General features: G+C 45.7%; 18 protein-coding genes. 8 read left to right on the top strand and 10 right to left on the bottom strand.

Features of this window, described 5'->3' with window-relative positions; translation table 11 throughout:
- Positions 1-3: 3 nt before the first annotated feature.
- The 8 genes from GTQ38_RS20870 (at position 4) to GTQ38_RS00630 (ending at position 5,722) form a co-directional block, all read left to right on the top strand.
- Positions 4-177: a hypothetical protein gene (locus tag GTQ38_RS20870; RefSeq protein WP_238857728.1), complete on the top strand. Its 174-nt coding sequence runs from the start codon at positions 4-6 to the stop codon at positions 175-177.
- Positions 178-259: 82 nt separating this feature from the next.
- Positions 260-868 (top strand): hypothetical protein, encoded by a 609-nt coding sequence (locus GTQ38_RS00660; protein ID WP_238857727.1) that lies wholly within the window; start codon positions 260-262, stop codon positions 866-868.
- Complete coding sequence (locus GTQ38_RS00655; protein WP_161433299.1) at positions 865-1,317, top strand: nitrous oxide reductase accessory protein NosL; 453 nt, start codon at positions 865-867, stop codon at positions 1,315-1,317. Before GTQ38_RS00660 ends, GTQ38_RS00655 begins: the two co-directional genes overlap by 4 nt.
- Positions 1,301-1,594: a cupin domain-containing protein gene (locus GTQ38_RS00650; RefSeq protein ID WP_161433298.1), complete on the top strand. Its 294-nt coding sequence runs from the start codon at positions 1,301-1,303 to the stop codon at positions 1,592-1,594. The genes GTQ38_RS00655 and GTQ38_RS00650 overlap by 17 nt, the downstream gene beginning before the upstream one ends.
- 8 nt (positions 1,595-1,602) lie before the next feature.
- Positions 1,603-2,991: a nitrous oxide reductase accessory protein NosL gene (locus tag GTQ38_RS00645; protein ID WP_161433297.1), complete on the top strand. Its 1,389-nt coding sequence runs from the start codon at positions 1,603-1,605 to the stop codon at positions 2,989-2,991.
- A 4-nt stretch (positions 2,992-2,995) separates the two neighbouring features.
- On the top strand, positions 2,996-4,234 hold the full coding sequence (locus tag GTQ38_RS00640; protein ID WP_238857726.1) for a nitrous oxide reductase family maturation protein NosD: 1,239 nt from the start codon (positions 2,996-2,998) through the stop codon (positions 4,232-4,234).
- Positions 4,231-4,947, top strand: a complete 717-nt coding sequence (locus GTQ38_RS00635) for an ABC transporter ATP-binding protein (RefSeq protein WP_161433296.1) — start codon at positions 4,231-4,233, stop codon at positions 4,945-4,947. Before GTQ38_RS00640 ends, GTQ38_RS00635 begins: the two co-directional genes overlap by 4 nt.
- The gene (locus GTQ38_RS00630; RefSeq protein WP_161434013.1) at positions 4,940-5,722 is read left to right on the top strand and encodes an ABC transporter permease; all 783 of its coding nucleotides are present in this window, start codon (positions 4,940-4,942) and stop codon (positions 5,720-5,722) included. Before GTQ38_RS00635 ends, GTQ38_RS00630 begins: the two co-directional genes overlap by 8 nt.
- Here the strand turns inward: GTQ38_RS00630 and GTQ38_RS00625 are convergent.
- From GTQ38_RS00625 to ccoN, 10 genes are read right to left on the bottom strand one after another with little or no spacing between them, the layout of a single operon-like run.
- A complete protein-coding gene (locus tag GTQ38_RS00625) occupies positions 5,719-6,117 on the bottom strand; it encodes a group III truncated hemoglobin (protein WP_161433295.1) in 399 nt (132 codons plus the stop codon). The genes GTQ38_RS00630 and GTQ38_RS00625 overlap by 4 nt on opposite strands.
- Positions 6,114-6,818: a purine-nucleoside phosphorylase gene (gene deoD, locus GTQ38_RS00620; RefSeq protein WP_161433294.1), complete on the bottom strand. Its 705-nt coding sequence runs from the start codon at positions 6,816-6,818 to the stop codon at positions 6,114-6,116. Before deoD ends, GTQ38_RS00625 begins: the two co-directional genes overlap by 4 nt.
- A gap of 3 nt (positions 6,819-6,821) precedes the next feature.
- Positions 6,822-7,472, bottom strand: a complete 651-nt coding sequence (gene deoC / locus GTQ38_RS00615; protein WP_161433293.1) for a deoxyribose-phosphate aldolase — start codon at positions 7,470-7,472, stop codon at positions 6,822-6,824.
- A gap of 12 nt (positions 7,473-7,484) precedes the next feature.
- Positions 7,485-8,756: an acetyl-CoA hydrolase/transferase family protein gene (locus GTQ38_RS00610; RefSeq protein WP_161433292.1), complete on the bottom strand. Its 1,272-nt coding sequence runs from the start codon at positions 8,754-8,756 to the stop codon at positions 7,485-7,487.
- 15 nt (positions 8,757-8,771) lie between these two features.
- Positions 8,772-9,479, bottom strand: a complete 708-nt coding sequence (locus GTQ38_RS00605) for a sulfite exporter TauE/SafE family protein (protein ID WP_161433291.1) — start codon at positions 9,477-9,479, stop codon at positions 8,772-8,774.
- 32 nt (positions 9,480-9,511) lie between these two features.
- Positions 9,512-9,958 carry a FixH family protein gene (locus tag GTQ38_RS00600; RefSeq protein ID WP_161433290.1) on the bottom strand — a complete coding sequence of 149 codons (447 nt, stop codon included), beginning with the start codon at positions 9,956-9,958 and terminating at the stop codon, positions 9,512-9,514.
- 31 nt (positions 9,959-9,989) lie between these two features.
- Positions 9,990-11,405 (bottom strand): cytochrome c oxidase accessory protein CcoG, encoded by a 1,416-nt coding sequence (ccoG, locus tag GTQ38_RS00595; protein WP_161433289.1) that lies wholly within the window; start codon positions 11,403-11,405, stop codon positions 9,990-9,992.
- A 35-nt stretch (positions 11,406-11,440) separates the two neighbouring features.
- Positions 11,441-12,388 (bottom strand): cbb3-type cytochrome c oxidase N-terminal domain-containing protein, encoded by a 948-nt coding sequence (locus GTQ38_RS00590; protein WP_161433288.1) that lies wholly within the window; start codon positions 12,386-12,388, stop codon positions 11,441-11,443.
- Positions 12,385-12,576: a CcoQ/FixQ family Cbb3-type cytochrome c oxidase assembly chaperone gene (locus tag GTQ38_RS00585; RefSeq protein WP_161433287.1), complete on the bottom strand. Its 192-nt coding sequence runs from the start codon at positions 12,574-12,576 to the stop codon at positions 12,385-12,387. Before GTQ38_RS00585 ends, GTQ38_RS00590 begins: the two co-directional genes overlap by 4 nt.
- Positions 12,577-12,578: 2 nt before the next feature.
- Entirely contained in the window at positions 12,579-14,780 is a 2,202-nt protein-coding gene (gene ccoN, locus GTQ38_RS00580; RefSeq protein WP_161433286.1) for a cytochrome-c oxidase, cbb3-type subunit I, read from the bottom strand.
- Positions 14,781-14,788 lie beyond the last annotated feature (8 nt).

The following is a 14,788-nucleotide window of genomic DNA, read 5'->3' as shown; positions in this document are numbered from 1 at the left end:
GTCATGAAAGCAAACCGCTCTACCTACTACATCCTGGGAATTTTGTTAGGCCTGATCGTTGGTACGATCATAGGAATTGCCCTGGACCAAATCAGCCTTGGAATTGTAATTGGGCTGCCTTTTGGAGTAGGTATGGGGTTTGCTTTTGTAGAACTCACTAAAACCCGGCGGCATTGATAGGACCCGGCCTACCCGGGATCTCCTGAAATTTAAGTTGAAGGAAGCGGTAATAGTCCGCTTCAAATAAAAACTCCATCCGATGAAAAAAAGATCTCACATTCTGATGGGTATTGCTGCACTATTGCCTTTACTCTTGTTCGTTTTCCCGCTTTGGAAGATCACTCTGGAGGCTCCACAATACCCTACACCACTTGGCATGTACATTCATATCAATGATTTCTCCGATGCCAATCCGCATGATATCAAGAATATCAATCTGATGAATCATTATGTAGGAATGAAATACATTCCGGAAGCCATTCCTGAATTCAAAATATTTCCGGCAGGTATCATTATCACAACCATTCTGGGGCTCCTGATCGCCTGGAAGGGTAACTATAAATGGTTTCTGAGCTGGGCAGTACTAATGGTGCTGCTAAGCAGTGCCGGTCTTTATGATTTCTACCTATGGGAGCACGACTATGGACATGATCTGGATCCTAAGGCCATACTAAAGTTTACCAACCCCGATGGTTCTATTATGGGATTCCAACCTCCGTTATTCGGCTCCAAGGACATATTAAACTTTAAGGCGCATTCTTATCCGCGCCTTGGGGCATATAGCCTTGGTCTTGGTATTGCGGTAGGTTTTCTCGCCTATTATATTGGTAAGAAAGAGAAAATGAATGAGCTAAAGGAAATGTCATGAGAGCCCTGTTTGCCCTTTTGGTCTGCAGTTCTGTTCTGTTGAGCTGCCGCGTTGGTCCTGAACCCATTAAATATGGTTATGACGGCTGTCACTACTGTAGTATGACTATTGTGGATCGTCAACATGGAGCGGAGTTGGTTACCGAAAAAGGCAAGGTTTACAAATTCGATGCCATCGAGTGTATGATCAATTTCAGGGGTGAACTGGGTAATGGGAATGTTGCCCTGTTTCTCTGCAACAGCCATGATCAGCCGGAGGAATTGATACATGCGCGGGAAGCTACATTTCTGATCAGCGAAGGCATCCCTAGTCCTATGGGGGCATTTCTGACAGCTTTCAGCAGCAGGAGTGCTGCTGAGCAAGCTCAAAACATACATGAAGGGGAACTGTACGACTGGAACGCACTGTTACAACATATGGAAACCGGAACTTATGTTCGAAATCAATAATAGTATCAACAATTTGGGTTACCGGCAATTGCTTTTACAAAAGCTGGTCAAAACTAATAACCTGGAAATACTGTTGATCAGCCTGGAGAAGGGAACGGTTTTTCCGGATCACAGCTCCCCTAAGGATGCAGAATTGGTGGTGTTGGAAGGCCTGATAGACTTCCATATCCGTAAGCGTGTATATCAGCTTAAGAAACACCAGCATTTTAGCTTTCCCAAAGAAGAAGTTCACAGTGTCACCGCCCTGGAAGATACCAAATTCCTAATCATAAGATAATCACCAATATGAAAATCAAAATATGCTTTCTTACTCTGCTATTTGGATTGATAGCCCTAAATAACTCTCTGGCACAGTCCTCCTGTGCCTACTGCAAAATGGATATCAAAGATGAGCGATTCAGGGCACAGGCCCTGGTCGGCACAGGTACAGATGTCCACTACGATGCCATTGAGTGTTTGATCAACCATCTGAAAACCTCAGAGGTGGATCATATTAAGGATATGAAAGTTACCGATTATCACAGTGGGCAACTGATAGAAGCGGAAAAGGCCTACTACCTCAAAAGTAAGGCTGTTCCAAGCCCTATGGGCGCCAACCTCTCTGCCTATTCCACCGAATCGGCGGCCAGAGAGGTAAGTGAAAAAAATGGAGGGGATGTCTTAAGCTGGAACGAGTTAAAACAGCGCTTTGCCAACTCTAAATTCGGAGCTGTTCAAGACCACAGCCATCATCACGGGCCAGGGCACTATGCTCCTATAGGTATAATGGGAGATCACCTGCATCCTAAAGGAGGATTAATGGTTTCCCTGAGGTATATGTACATGTCAATGGCTGGGAATCGAGAAGGTAATAACCAGATTACTGATGAGGCCATTTATCAAAGGTTTATGGTTGCCCCGCAGCAAATGTCCATGCAAATGTATATGCTAGGACTGATGTATGCCCCTGATGACCGTATTACACTGATGCTAATGCAGAATCTTGCAAGAAGGGATATGGACCTGACAGCCCGAATGGTAATGAATGGGGGAATGCCTATGTTAAGAGATTTTAATACTTCCTCTTCCGGCCTGGGAGATCTTAAACTTGTAGCGCTTTACGGGATCCATTCGGCTGCGCGCTCTTCTTTCCATCTGAATCTGGGCCTGAACCTGCCGGTTGGAACCATAGACAACCGTGACGCCACACCAATGAATCCGGATGCCAAATTGCCTTATGCCATGCAATTGGGTAGTGGCACTTTTGATCTTATTTTTGGGGGAACACTTAAAGGCAACAGCAACAGGATTTCCTGGGGAATTCAACAGTTGAATACCATCAGAACAGGTACCAATAAGGAAGACTACAGATTTGGTAACTTACACGAATTGCACGCCTGGACCTCCTATGAGATCTCCGGCAAACTCAGTTCATCGCTTAGGATAAGCGGCAGTACAGAAGGCAGTATCAGTGGTGCCGACCCAGAACTAAACCCTATAATGGTTACCACCACTGATCCTGATAATTACGGAGGTGAACTGCTTAGGGGAAGCCTGGGAGTCACTGTATGCGCTGCAAATAGTAAGTTGGTTATCGGAGGAGAAGTCGGACTTCCTCTATATCAAAACTACAACGGGATATTCATGGATGAGGAGTTCCTGATCAATGCCGGGATACGATACATCATTTTATAGCTATATGAGATCACTGAGGATCATACTGTTTACAAGTTGCTTTCTTGTCGTATTCCAAATGCGGGCAAAACAGATAACTGTCTGTCCCTCTTGCGAAGTTAAAACCATCCAACAAGGGGTTCAACAGGCAACCGATTTTGATACCATCCTGGTTAAAAAGGGAGTATACAAAGAGTTTAATATCCTTATTGACAAACCGCTTTTACTGCTTGGGGAGAATTATCCACAGATAGATGGAGAAGACCAGGGAGAGATCATTACTATAACTTCAGATGATGTGGTCGTTGATGGCTTGTTCCTCGTCAATGTGGGAACCAGTTACACCAGGGACCACGCGGCCATACGAGTGATACAAAGCGAAAGATTTGTCATCAGGAATGTGGTGCTGGAAAGGTTGTTTTTCGGCATATATTTGGAAAAGGCCCGGAATGGGAAAGTGATCAACAATAAGATCGTAGGGGACGCGGTGGAGGAATTCAACTCCGGTAATGGCATTCAACTTTGGTATTGTAAAGACATTGAGGTTAGAGGAAATATTGTGGAACGCGTAAGAGATGGGATTTACCTTGAGTTTTCGGATCGTATTGAAATTCGGGATAACTTCAGTTCCAACAATGTCCGCTACGGACTGCATTTTATGTTCTCAAACGACGATGTGTACAGCAACAATACGTTTAAGAACAATGGCGCGGGAGTGGCCGTGATGTTTTCCAAAAGAATAAAAATGCTGGACAATACCTTTGCAAAGAACTGGGGTCCCACTTCCTATGGACTATTATTGAAGGAGATCAACGACGCCGAAATCAGGGGAAATGTTTTTGAAGAGAATTCTACGGGTATTGCCCTGGAGGGTTCCAACCGCATAAATTACGATGCCAATCACTTTCTAAACAACGGATGGGCTGTTAAGGTTCGCGGAGCCTGCTATTCCAACAAGTTTACCAACAATAATTTTATGTATAATTCCTTCGATGTTTCCTATGACGGAAACCTGAACGATAATTTGTTTGAAAGGAATTACTGGAGCGACTATACTGGCTACGATTTGGATGATAATGGTTTGGGCGATGTTCCCTACCGGCCTGTAAAGCTGTTTTCTTATATCGTAAATCGAAGTCCTGAGACCATAGTTTTATTGCGCAGCTTATTTATGGACATTATCGATTTTTCAGAGAAGGTGTCACCGGTTTTTACACCTGATAACCTCTTAGACCGTCAACCCTTAATGCAGCAGGTAAAATGATCCAAATAAATGAATTACATAAGAAATTTGGTAAAAATGAGGTCCTCGGTGGGGTGGATCTGGAAATTCCTCAGGGCGGTATTTCGGCGGTCTTAGGACCCAATGGTTCAGGAAAAACAACCCTCATTAAATGTATTCTGGGGATGGTGATCCCAAATAGCGGAAGCATTGAGGCCTGCGGTCAACCGACCAAAAAAGATTGGAAATACCGGCAACAGATCAACTATTTGCCCCAGATTGCCAATTTTCCATCAAATCTAAAGGTCGCGGAATTGATCAGTATGATCCAGGATCTGCGCCAAAAACCCAGCGATGCTGATCGCCTGATCGCCTTGTTTGAATTGAAACCATTCCTGGACAAAAAGCTAGGGGCGCTGTCAGGAGGCACCAAGCAGAAAGTCAATATTGTGCTTGCATTTATGTTTGACAGCCCATTGCTGATGTTGGACGAACCCACTACTGGCCTCGATCCGGCAGCACTGATCCAACTTAAGAAACTGATCAGGAGCGAAAAGGAAAAAGGCAAGACCATACTGATCACATCTCATATCATGAGTTTTGTTGAGGAAGTTGCAGATGAGATCGTCTACCTGCTGGAAGGTAACATACATTTTAAAGGTAGTCTGGAAGATCTGAAATCGATTACTTTGGGAACAAGCCTGGAGGAGGCCATCACACGACTAACCACAAAAGAGCAACTCCATGATGCTTAAAATACTGAAATACAGTTTTTTTGACCTAATGCGAAGCAGGTGGAGTTATATTTACTTCCTGTTTTACCTCGCATTGGGATTTGTTTTACTCTTCCTGAATAACGATGTTTCGAAAGCGGTCATCACCTTGATGAACGTCATTATAATCCTGGTACCTTTGATCGGTACTATTTTCGGGGTGATGTACTATTATAACTCCAAGGAGTTTACCGAATTGCTGCTGGCACAACCGGTAAAACGCTCCTCAATTTTTCTTGGCCAGTACCTGGGGGTTTCGGTCTCCCTGGGCCTCTGCCTTGTATTGGGATTAGGCATCCCTTTTGCCTTATACGGGCTATTCAAGAGCGATGCGATATGGGATTTTTCACTTCTTTTGGTTACCGGGGCCTTTCTGACCTTCATTTTTACAGCCCTCTCCTTTAACATTGCCCTTTCCAACGAAAACAAAATAAAGGGCTTTGGCTATGCTGTGTTACTTTGGCTTTTTTTGGCGATTATTTACGACGGCCTTTTCCTGCTTTCTCTGATCGTCTTCGGAGACTATCCCCTGGATGTTTTCTCCCTGGGAGCGACAGTGTTCAACCCTATTGACCTGTCCAGGACCCTCATATTATTGAAACTGGATATTTCCGCTCTTTTGGGTTATACCGGGGCTGTTTTCAAGACGTTCTTTGGAACCGGTCTGGGTTTACTGGTTTCATTGGGCATGCTGATCCTATGGACCTTATTACCTATTTGGCGTATGGTACATAAGTCTAAACGCAAGGACTTTTAAGCCCGTTTTTGGCGGTTTTCAAAGATCTTCAAATAAAGCATGGTAGACATTTTCTGAGCCCTGTTTTTCGCGATCCATACCCGCTCTCCTTCAAACAGCTCTTCCAGGGTTTCAAACCATAAATTTAGCCATAATCCGAAGTGTTCCTGGGTTATGCTATTTCCGACGCTGTCATCCGCTTCCTGGTGTTTCTTTACCGGGTCACCGTGGTATTTACGGATGAGGAATAGTTGACTTTCCCAGAAATCCGTCAAAAGGTCCAGGTGGCTGTCCCAATCCGTGACGATCTGGTTGAAGATCGGACCCAAAACCTCATGCTCACGGATCCTGGCGTAAAAAGTTTCTACCAGAAGCTGCACGTCTGCACGGGTTTTAATTTCTTTTTTTTGGATCATTCCTGTGTTATAGCAAGTGCCATTAAGACCATCTCCTCAAAGGAACTTTCCCGGTCCTCGGGACTACATTCTTCCCGGGTAACCAGAGAATCGGATATAGTCAGAATACTGAGCGCTTTTACCTTGTATTCAGCAGCAACCGTATACAGGCAGGCGGTCTCCATTTCGGCGCACAGCACTCCGTGTTTTGCCCAGATGCGAAATATCTCAGGATCCTCTTCATAGAACCGGTCCGAAGAGAGAACATTACCGGCTTTGAAAGCGATATTATTTTCCCTGGAGTAATCAACGGCCTTAAGGAACAACTCAGGGTCTGCTGTTGGTGCAAAGCTGGCCCCGCGAAATTTAGGTTGATTGATAGCGGAGTTGGTGGAAGCTGCCATGGCCAGGACCAGGTCGCGGAGCTGAAGCTCTTCTTGGTAGGCCCCTGCAGTTCCAACACGGATCAGCGTCTTTGTCCCGTAGTGATTGATAAGCTCATGATAGTAGATAAGGGCTGAAGGAATGCCCATCCCACTTCCCTGTACAGATACCGGCTTTCCCTTATAGAGGCCGGTATACCCGTACATTCCGCGGATCTTGTTATAACAGACCGGATTTTCCAGAAAAGTCTCTGCGATCCATTTCGCGCGTAGCGGGTCTCCGGGGAGCAAGACCCTTTCCGCAATTTCACCAGGTTTGGCATTGATATGGAGACTCATAACTTATGGATTTGTTTCACTAACGATGGCTATACCCGATGAAGTCCCAAGTCGTGAGGCTCCGAGTTCAAGGTATTTCCTGGCGGTGACATGGTCTTTAATGCCTCCAGAGGCTTTAATTTTTACCGATTCGGGCAAAAGTCTTTTCATAAGTTGGACGTCCTCAAAAGTAGCGCCCCCAGTGCCAAAGCCCGTTGAGGTTTTAATGAAATCTGCACCAGAACTGGCCACTATAGCACATGCCGCTTCTTTTTCCGCTTCAGAAAGATAACAGCTTTCTATGATTACTTTCAGGATCTTAGATCCTGTAATTTCCTTTATTCTGCTGATCTCATCTTTCACCTGCTCATGCATTCCGGACTTAAGCCATCCTATATTGAGCACCATGTCTATTTCATCTGCCCCCTGATCAATGCAAAACTGGGTTTCAAATACTTTTACCGTGCTGCCCATAGCTCCCAGCGGAAAGCCTATTACCGCGGCTATGGCGACCTCCGATTCCCGGAGCTCCTTCCCGGCAAGTGCCAAATGGCTACTGTTTACGCAAACGGCATGGAATTCATATTCCCTGGCCTCCGAACACAACTTACGGATATCTGCTGGTGTAGCGGTGGGTTTCAGCAATGTATGATCAATGTATTGAGCCAGTTCCATGCTTTTGGGTAATTAGTCCCGCCCGAACCGTTCAAAGGCTGCTTTTTCAAGTGACTCCCGATGCTCAGGGTGTGCGATTGAGATCAGGGCTTTAGCCCGCTCATAGAGGTTTTTACCAAATAGGTTTACCACACCGTATTCCGTAACCACATAATGCACGTGGGCTCTTGTTGTGGTTACTCCGGCACCTTCTTTCAGGAACGGAGTGATCTTGGACACTCCTTTTCCGGTTACTGACGAGATAGCAAAGATAGGCTTTCCTCCTTCGGCAAGGGAAGCCGCTCGTATGAAATCCATTTGACCTCCAACTCCGGAGAACTGCCGGCTGCCTATTGTATCAGCGCAAACCTGTCCGGTAAGGTCTATTTCAATTGCGCTGTTTATGGCAGTCACCTTAGGGTTTTGTCGTATTAAGGCCGTATCGTTGGTGTAAGCGGCCTCCTTGAAGTGCACCAGGGGATTGTCATTGACGAAATTGTACAATTTCTGGGATCCTGCTGCAAAACAAGTGACTATTTTCCTGGTTTTGATGGCCTTTTCCTCCCCGGTGATGACTCCTTTTTTAACCAAAGGCAAGAGTCCGTCTGAGAACATTTCGGTATGTACTCCCAGACGTTTGTGATTACCCAGATTGCTTAAGACCGCATTGGGGATGTTTCCGATCCCCAACTGCAAAGTGGCTCCATCTTCGATGAGTGTGGCTACATGTTTTCCAATCTTATGTTCTGTTTCAGAGATAGGCGCCATAGGGTGGATATGAATCGGTTCATCAACGGCTATGGCAAGGTCTATCTGATCTACATGAACGATCCCATCCCCATGAGTTCTGGGAACCTGAGGGTTGATCTGTGCTATGACCTTTTTTGCGCATTGTACGGCGGGGATGGCAATATCCACAGAAACGCCCAGGGAACAATAGCCGTGAATGTCCGGTGGGGAGACCTGTACCACCGCAATATCTATGGGTAAAATATTCCTTCTGAAAAGCAAATGGATCTCACTGAGAAAGATAGGAATATAATCTCCCTTGTTGCTGTTAACCGCCTTACGCACATTTCCTCCGACAAAACAACTGTTGATGTTGAAGGCTTCGTTATAGGGTGGATGGGCATAGTTGACATCACCTTCGGTATGAATAGAAATGATCTCCACATCCTTCAATTCCTTGTAGCGTTCACAGATGCTGTTTATTAGGGTGTTGGGTGTCATGGCCGCCCCCTGAAGAAAGATCCTGTTTCCTGATCTTACAAGAGCCGCAGCCTCTTCTGCTGTTACGATTTTCATAGTGTTGTTAATGTGTCATGGTTGGGCACATTCCATATTCGCAGAAACCATCTCCGTTACAGGTTCCGGAGACAGGTAAGGGATACCCAGACCCAGGCCGCGAAGAATAAAAAGTGCACCGATTAATATAACGAGTAATGGGATCAGTTTTCGAATTCGATACCTTGCCGCGCTTTTCAAAAGTCCGCTAAAGTAGATGGCGGAACTTAGTAAAGGAATGGTGCCGAGCCCGAACAATACCATATATAAGGCTCCGTAAGAAAGGCTTTCCATTGCCAGGGCACCAAAGACGGCCATATAAACCAGACCACAGGGCAGGAATCCATTAAGGAATCCAATGGTAAGGAAGGCATCGGGGGTCTTCTTTTTAAAGGAGGCTCCCAGGCTTGCCTTTAATTTGTTGAAAAGCGAATAGAAGGGTTTGAGTAAGCGATAGCGCTGTGTTTTTTTTAAGGGGACTATTACCAGGACTATCATCAATATCCCAACCAGAATAGATAGCTTCTGTTGCATCCCAAAAAGTTGCAGGCTCTGCCCCAAAGCACCAAAAACGAGGCCGATAATGCTGTAAGCCAATAAACGTCCCAGGTGATAAATTCCCACCTGACCAAACTGCTTTAAGCTGCTGGAGCGGTCTACCGGAAGCATGAAGGCGATGGGTCCGCACATTCCCACGCAGTGCAGACTTCCCATCAAACCCAATAAGAATGCCGTGTATAACATCCTGTTCAGTATTTCGGTTTCCCCGATTAAGTTTAGTAGGTTAGGCTTTCTTTATGTAAATAGCTCTTACCTTCGTGATTCCAGGTAATTTTAAGGTCCCAGCGACCATCCAACAAGCGATTGTCAGGTATGAGCAAATGTGTCTTGGACAACTTAAAAGGTAAGTCAAAATCCAAGTGCTTATTGGACGGTCTGTAAAGGGACACTATTCCTTCTATGCCTTTATCTTTAAATTGTTCCGGGAAAATTATCTCCAGGCCCTCTTCATTTTTCCTGAGGTAAACGGGTTGTTCCAGATCTCTCGAATTCGTTTCTGCGTCAATTTCATCCTGATAACTGAGTTCCGCCTCATAGTAGTCTTCGGTAACAAGGTCATGATCTGCCCGGCTGTCCGTATTGGATCGGACAACGAAATAAATGATGAAAGAGATGAAACATACAAATGCTATAACAATTCCGGTTCCCCAATTAATTTTCATGATCTCTGTGTTTTATATGCTCAAATATTCCTTAATTATAACTCCTGGGCCCGAGAAAACGGGCTGTAGTTGTCTCTATCAATTCAGAACCACTGAATACACCTATCTGCAGTTTGTCTCTATCTCCGTCCAGTGCGGCGTTGTTGATCTCAATAAACAAAGTACCTTCGGCGATGTCCTGCGGAGGGACCGCGAAATCCTGCTTGGAAACAAGATCAATTTTTCCCTGGTGAGAAAGCAGCTTGAAACTGACATTTTCTATGGACGTGGTGGTCTTATTGACCAGTTTATACGTATAGACGTTGCTGATGATGTTCCCTTCCTTGCGTTCGTAAAGCTGTCCGGGTAATCGCAATATGTTCGCTTCAAGATCATTGCGCAGGAACAGCATACCTATTAGTACTCCTGTCAGTATGGTAAGTACAGAGGTGTAACCTATTAACCTGGGGGTGAAACTGAATTTGGCTTTCTTTACAATATTATCTTCACTGGCATATCGTATAAGGCCTTTTGGCAGATTCACCTTTTCCATAATGGTGTCGCACTCATCAATACACGCGGTACAGTTTACACATTCCAACTGGGTGCCATTTCGTATGTCAATACCTGTAGGACAAACATTCACACATTGAAAACAATCTATACAATCCCCGTGTCCCAAGGCTTGTCTGTCCTCGTTCTTCCTGAATTTCTTTCGCCCGTTCTTGCCTTCACCACGCTTGTGATCGTAAGCTACCACAATAGATTTGTTGTCCAGCAACACCCCCTGCATACGGCCGTACGGACAGGCGATAATACACACCTGCTCTCTGAACCAGGCAAATACAAAGTAAAATACCGCGGTAAAGATCAACAGAGAGATCAGGGTATTCATGTGCGCCATAGGACCGTCAGTGACATACCTTAAAAGCGTATCGCTACCGATGAGGTAGGCCAGGAAGACATTGGCGATCAGGAAGGAGATGACAAAGAATATCGTCCACTTAATCGCGCGCTTTCTTATTTTTTCAGCGTTCCACGGCATGCGGTCCAATCGCTGCTGAGCGCCTCTATCCCCGTCTGTCCAGTATTCTATCCTGCGAAAGACCATTTCCATAAAAATGGTCTGGGGGCAGATCCATCCGCAGAAAATCCTGCCAAATGCCACGGTAAACAGCGCTACGAAAACCACCCCAATGATCATTGAGATCACAAAGAGGTGAAAGTCCTGTGGCCAGAAAGGGAGCCCGAAGATATTGAACCTTCGCTCCAGTACATTGAACATCAGGAACTGGTTTCCGTTTACCTTGAGGAAAGGGGAAACGAATAGAAAGAGTAGTAGTAAATAACTAACCCATTTTCGATATTCATAAAAGGGCCCACTCGGCTTTTTAGGAAATATCCATACCCGTTTACCTTCCTCACTTACGGTTCCAATCGCATCCCTGAAATTCTCCTCACTAGCCATAATACGGAAATCTCCTTATTTGTTATGCTAAGCTGCTACTCCACTGCTGCGGGGATGGAATCCCCAACCGCCTCAGGCATTTCCGGGCTTTCTTCTATAGCAGGGGCATCCGGATCTACCCACAGATCGCCCTCAGCTGCCTTAGGATTGGCTGCGGTAGTACCCTGAAAGGTCAGTACATAGCTGGCTACCTGGGCCATTTCCAGAGGTTTCAGACTTTGCTTCCAGGCAACCATCCCTTTGCCATCCCGACCTCCTTCGGAGATAGTATTAAAGACATTTTTGATTCCTCCACCTAATATCCAGTATTCATCTGTCAGGTTCGGGCCAATTCCCCCGCCTCCGTCAGCCATATGGCATACAACACAACTGGTCTCAAAAATGGATTTACCCGCACTTAGATCGGAGGATTCGGTAAGTACTTCTACCGTATTGACGTCTACCAGATCCTTAGCAGTTCTTTTATAGGCTTCAATCTCCAGTTGGGCTGCGGCTACCTCTCTTTCGTATTCCAATGCCTGGTCATAATCGCCAAATACATGGAAGCGGGCCAGGTAAACCACTCCGAATATGATGGTTACATAGAACAGGTATACCCACCATGGCGGTAGCCTGTTGTCCAATTCTCTGATGCCGTCATAATTATGGTCAAGAATGATCTCACCTTCTTCTTCAATTGGCCTGGATCCCAATAGTTTTTTGTAGATCCTTTTTCCCCATTTCCATTCCCAGGGAGCCGCTTTAGATTCCATATAGCGTTCCTGAGCCTCAGGAGAAAGGGTCTGGAACATTACGTTCTCCACCGCTCGTAAAATAAGCTCTATACCAATAAGAATAAACAATACTACAACCAGGAAAGCCTGTACCATAGGATACTCGATAAAAGCTGGCTTCGCTCCGGAGTCAACAAAGTATTCCGTAAGTCCAAATACCAGGAAAAATAACAGTGGAACTCGGATCCACCAGGGTGTTGAATTTCTCATAATTGTTCGTTCTTTTGGTTAGTTTCCTCTAAAGGCAGTTCGCTTACCTCCTTAATATGTTCCTTGGATGCTGTAAACACCCACCAGAAAAGCAAGCTGAAAAAGACAAAGAAAATCAGCAAAGAGATCATGGGATAGGTGGCTATTCCATCAATACTTTCCATATGGCTTTTGACGAATTTTAACATGGCTATTTATTTTCTGATAGTAATTTTGAATCTTCTTTTACCTTGATATCGGTTCCCAGGCGTTGCAGATAGGCTATAAGGGCCACGATCTCCCGGTCTTTCATTTCTATAAAGTCCAGGCCATTCTCTGCAGCATACTTTTTGTCCTCTTCATAAGAACTGGCAAAGTCGGGATCACTATAAAGGTTCTGCTCTATCTGTCCGGCCTGAGTGTCCATGTTTTCCTGGGCATTAGCGATATCCTCTTCAGAATATGGCACTCCCAATTTTACCATGGTCCTCATTTTGGCTTCGGTTTTGCTGCGGTCCAGCCTGTCTCGTACCAACCACTGATATGCTGGCATGATGGATCCGGATGAGGTACTTTGCGGATCGTACATATGGTTTAGATGCCAATTGTCCGAGTACTTTCCTCCGACCCGATGCAGGTCTGGTCCTGTCCGTTTACTACCCCACAGGAATGGGTGATCGTAGACGAACTCCCCGGCCTTGGAGTATTCCCCGTATCGTTCCACTTCGCTACGGAATGGCCGGATCATCTGCGAATGGCAACCTACACAGCCTTCCCGTATATAGAGGTCCCTTCCTTCTAACTCCAGTGGAGTATAGGGTTTTACACTGGAAATGGTAGGTATGTTGGATTTGACCAGTAATGTTGGTACGATCTGTATGATACCACCTATAAGGATGGCGATTGTAGCCAGGATGGTCAATTGGATCGGTCTTCTCTCCAACCAGGTGTGATAGGTCTCGCCTACCGTTCTTCTTCGGGATACCCTTGCCAGTGCCGGGGCTTCCGCCAGTTCATCTTCCACACTACTACCGGCGCGAATGGTTTTTACGATATTGTAAAGCATCACGAATACACCGATGAGGTAAAGGCTACCTCCTATTGCCCTCATCCAGTACATAGGGAGGATCTCATTTACAGTTTCGAGGAAGTTTCCGTAAACCAGGGTTCCATCCGGGTTGAAATCTTTCCACATCAGGGCCTGCGTAAAACCTGCTACATACATTGGTAAGGCATAGAGTAGGATACCCAGTGTGCCTATCCAGAAGTGGAAGTTGGCCATTGGCAGAGAGTGCAGCCTGGTCTTGAACATTTTTGGTACCAGCCAATAGATCATACCGAAAGTCAGGAATCCATTCCAGGCCAGGGCGCCTACGTGTACGTGAGCAATGATCCAGTCGCTGAAGTGAGCGATGGCGTTAAAGTTTTTTAGGGACAACATGGGTCCTTCAAAAGTCGCCATACCATATCCGGTGATGGCAACTACCATAAATTTAAGTACCGGGCTGGTCCTTACCTTATCCCAGGCTCCTCTTAAGGTAAGCAGACCATTGATCATACCTCCCCAGGAAGGAGCGATCAACATTACGGAAAACGCTACCCCAAGGTTTTGTGCCCAATCCGGAAGGGAAGAATACAACAAGTGGTGCGGTCCGGCCCAGATATATATAAATATCAGGGACCAGAAGTGCACTATGGAAAGCCGGTAGGAGTAGATCGGCCGGTTCGCTGCCTTAGGTACATAGTAGTACATCAACCCTAAGAACGGAGTGGTCAGGAAGAAAGCCACCGCATTATGCCCATACCACCATTGCACCAAAGCGTCCTGCACTCCGGCGTAAACCGAATAGCTTTTCAGGGCGTCTACCGGTAATTCCAGGCTGTTAAAAATATGGAGTACGGCCACTGTGACTATAGTAGCGAGGTAAAACCAGATGGCCACGTATAGGTGTCGTTGCCGCCGTTTGAGCATGGTCCCGATAAAGTTCCAGCCAAAGGCCACCCATACCAGGGTAATGGCAAGGTCAATTGGCCATTCCAATTCGGCATATTCTTTGGAAGTAGTATAACCTAGTGGTAGGGTAATGGCCGCCGCGACGATTATGGCCTGCCAGCCCCAGAAGTTAAAATTACTCAGGGCGTCGCTGAACATTCTGGCCTTTAAAAGTCGTTGAGTAGAGTAATAGACCCCTGCGAACATCGCGTTTCCTACAAATGCAAAAATCACCGCATTGGTATGCAGTGGCCTTAATCTACCAAAACTCAACCACGAAATGCCGTCGGTTAGATTAGGAAACAGGAACATAAATGCCAGCAGCAGTCCGACCAGCATACCGACAATTCCCCACAGCATGGTTGCGTAGATGAATTTCTTAACGATTTTGTTGTCGTAATGAAATTGTTGTACTTCCATATTCTTTA

This window comes from Poritiphilus flavus, from assembly GCF_009901585.1.
GTDB lineage: Bacteria > Bacteroidota > Bacteroidia > Flavobacteriales > Flavobacteriaceae > Poritiphilus > Poritiphilus flavus.
This window is presented reverse-complemented; position numbering and strand designations above follow the sequence as displayed.

Excerpts from the sequence above, each read along its gene's own strand:
- GTQ38_RS20870 (WP_238857728.1), top strand. The coding sequence starts at position 4 with ATGAAAGCAAACCGCTCTACCTACTACATCCTGGGAATTTTGTTAGGC.
- GTQ38_RS00660 (WP_238857727.1), top strand. The coding sequence starts at position 260 with ATGAAAAAAAGATCTCACATTCTGATGGGTATTGCTGCACTATTGCCT.
- GTQ38_RS00655 (WP_161433299.1), top strand. The coding sequence starts at position 865 with ATGAGAGCCCTGTTTGCCCTTTTGGTCTGCAGTTCTGTTCTGTTGAGC.
- GTQ38_RS00650 (WP_161433298.1), top strand. The coding sequence starts at position 1,301 with ATGTTCGAAATCAATAATAGTATCAACAATTTGGGTTACCGGCAATTG.
- GTQ38_RS00645 (WP_161433297.1), top strand. The coding sequence starts at position 1,603 with ATGAAAATCAAAATATGCTTTCTTACTCTGCTATTTGGATTGATAGCC.
- GTQ38_RS00640 (WP_238857726.1), top strand. The coding sequence starts at position 2,996 with ATGAGATCACTGAGGATCATACTGTTTACAAGTTGCTTTCTTGTCGTA.
- GTQ38_RS00635 (WP_161433296.1), top strand. The coding sequence starts at position 4,231 with ATGATCCAAATAAATGAATTACATAAGAAATTTGGTAAAAATGAGGTC.
- GTQ38_RS00630 (WP_161434013.1), top strand. The coding sequence starts at position 4,940 with ATGCTTAAAATACTGAAATACAGTTTTTTTGACCTAATGCGAAGCAGG.
- GTQ38_RS00625 (WP_161433295.1), bottom strand. The coding sequence starts at position 6,117 with ATGATCCAAAAAAAAGAAATTAAAACCCGTGCAGACGTGCAGCTTCTG.
- deoD (WP_161433294.1), bottom strand. The coding sequence starts at position 6,818 with ATGAGTCTCCATATCAATGCCAAACCTGGTGAAATTGCGGAAAGGGTC.
- deoC (WP_161433293.1), bottom strand. The coding sequence starts at position 7,472 with ATGGAACTGGCTCAATACATTGATCATACATTGCTGAAACCCACCGCT.
- GTQ38_RS00610 (WP_161433292.1), bottom strand. The coding sequence starts at position 8,756 with ATGAAAATCGTAACAGCAGAAGAGGCTGCGGCTCTTGTAAGATCAGGA.
- GTQ38_RS00605 (WP_161433291.1), bottom strand. The coding sequence starts at position 9,479 with ATGTTATACACGGCATTCTTATTGGGTTTGATGGGAAGTCTGCACTGC.
- GTQ38_RS00600 (WP_161433290.1), bottom strand. The coding sequence starts at position 9,958 with ATGAAAATTAATTGGGGAACCGGAATTGTTATAGCATTTGTATGTTTC.
- ccoG (WP_161433289.1), bottom strand. The coding sequence starts at position 11,405 with ATGGCTAGTGAGGAGAATTTCAGGGATGCGATTGGAACCGTAAGTGAG.
- GTQ38_RS00590 (WP_161433288.1), bottom strand. The coding sequence starts at position 12,388 with ATGAGAAATTCAACACCCTGGTGGATCCGAGTTCCACTGTTATTTTTC.
- GTQ38_RS00585 (WP_161433287.1), bottom strand. The coding sequence starts at position 12,576 with ATGTTAAAATTCGTCAAAAGCCATATGGAAAGTATTGATGGAATAGCC.
- ccoN (WP_161433286.1), bottom strand. The coding sequence starts at position 14,780 with ATGGAAGTACAACAATTTCATTACGACAACAAAATCGTTAAGAAATTC.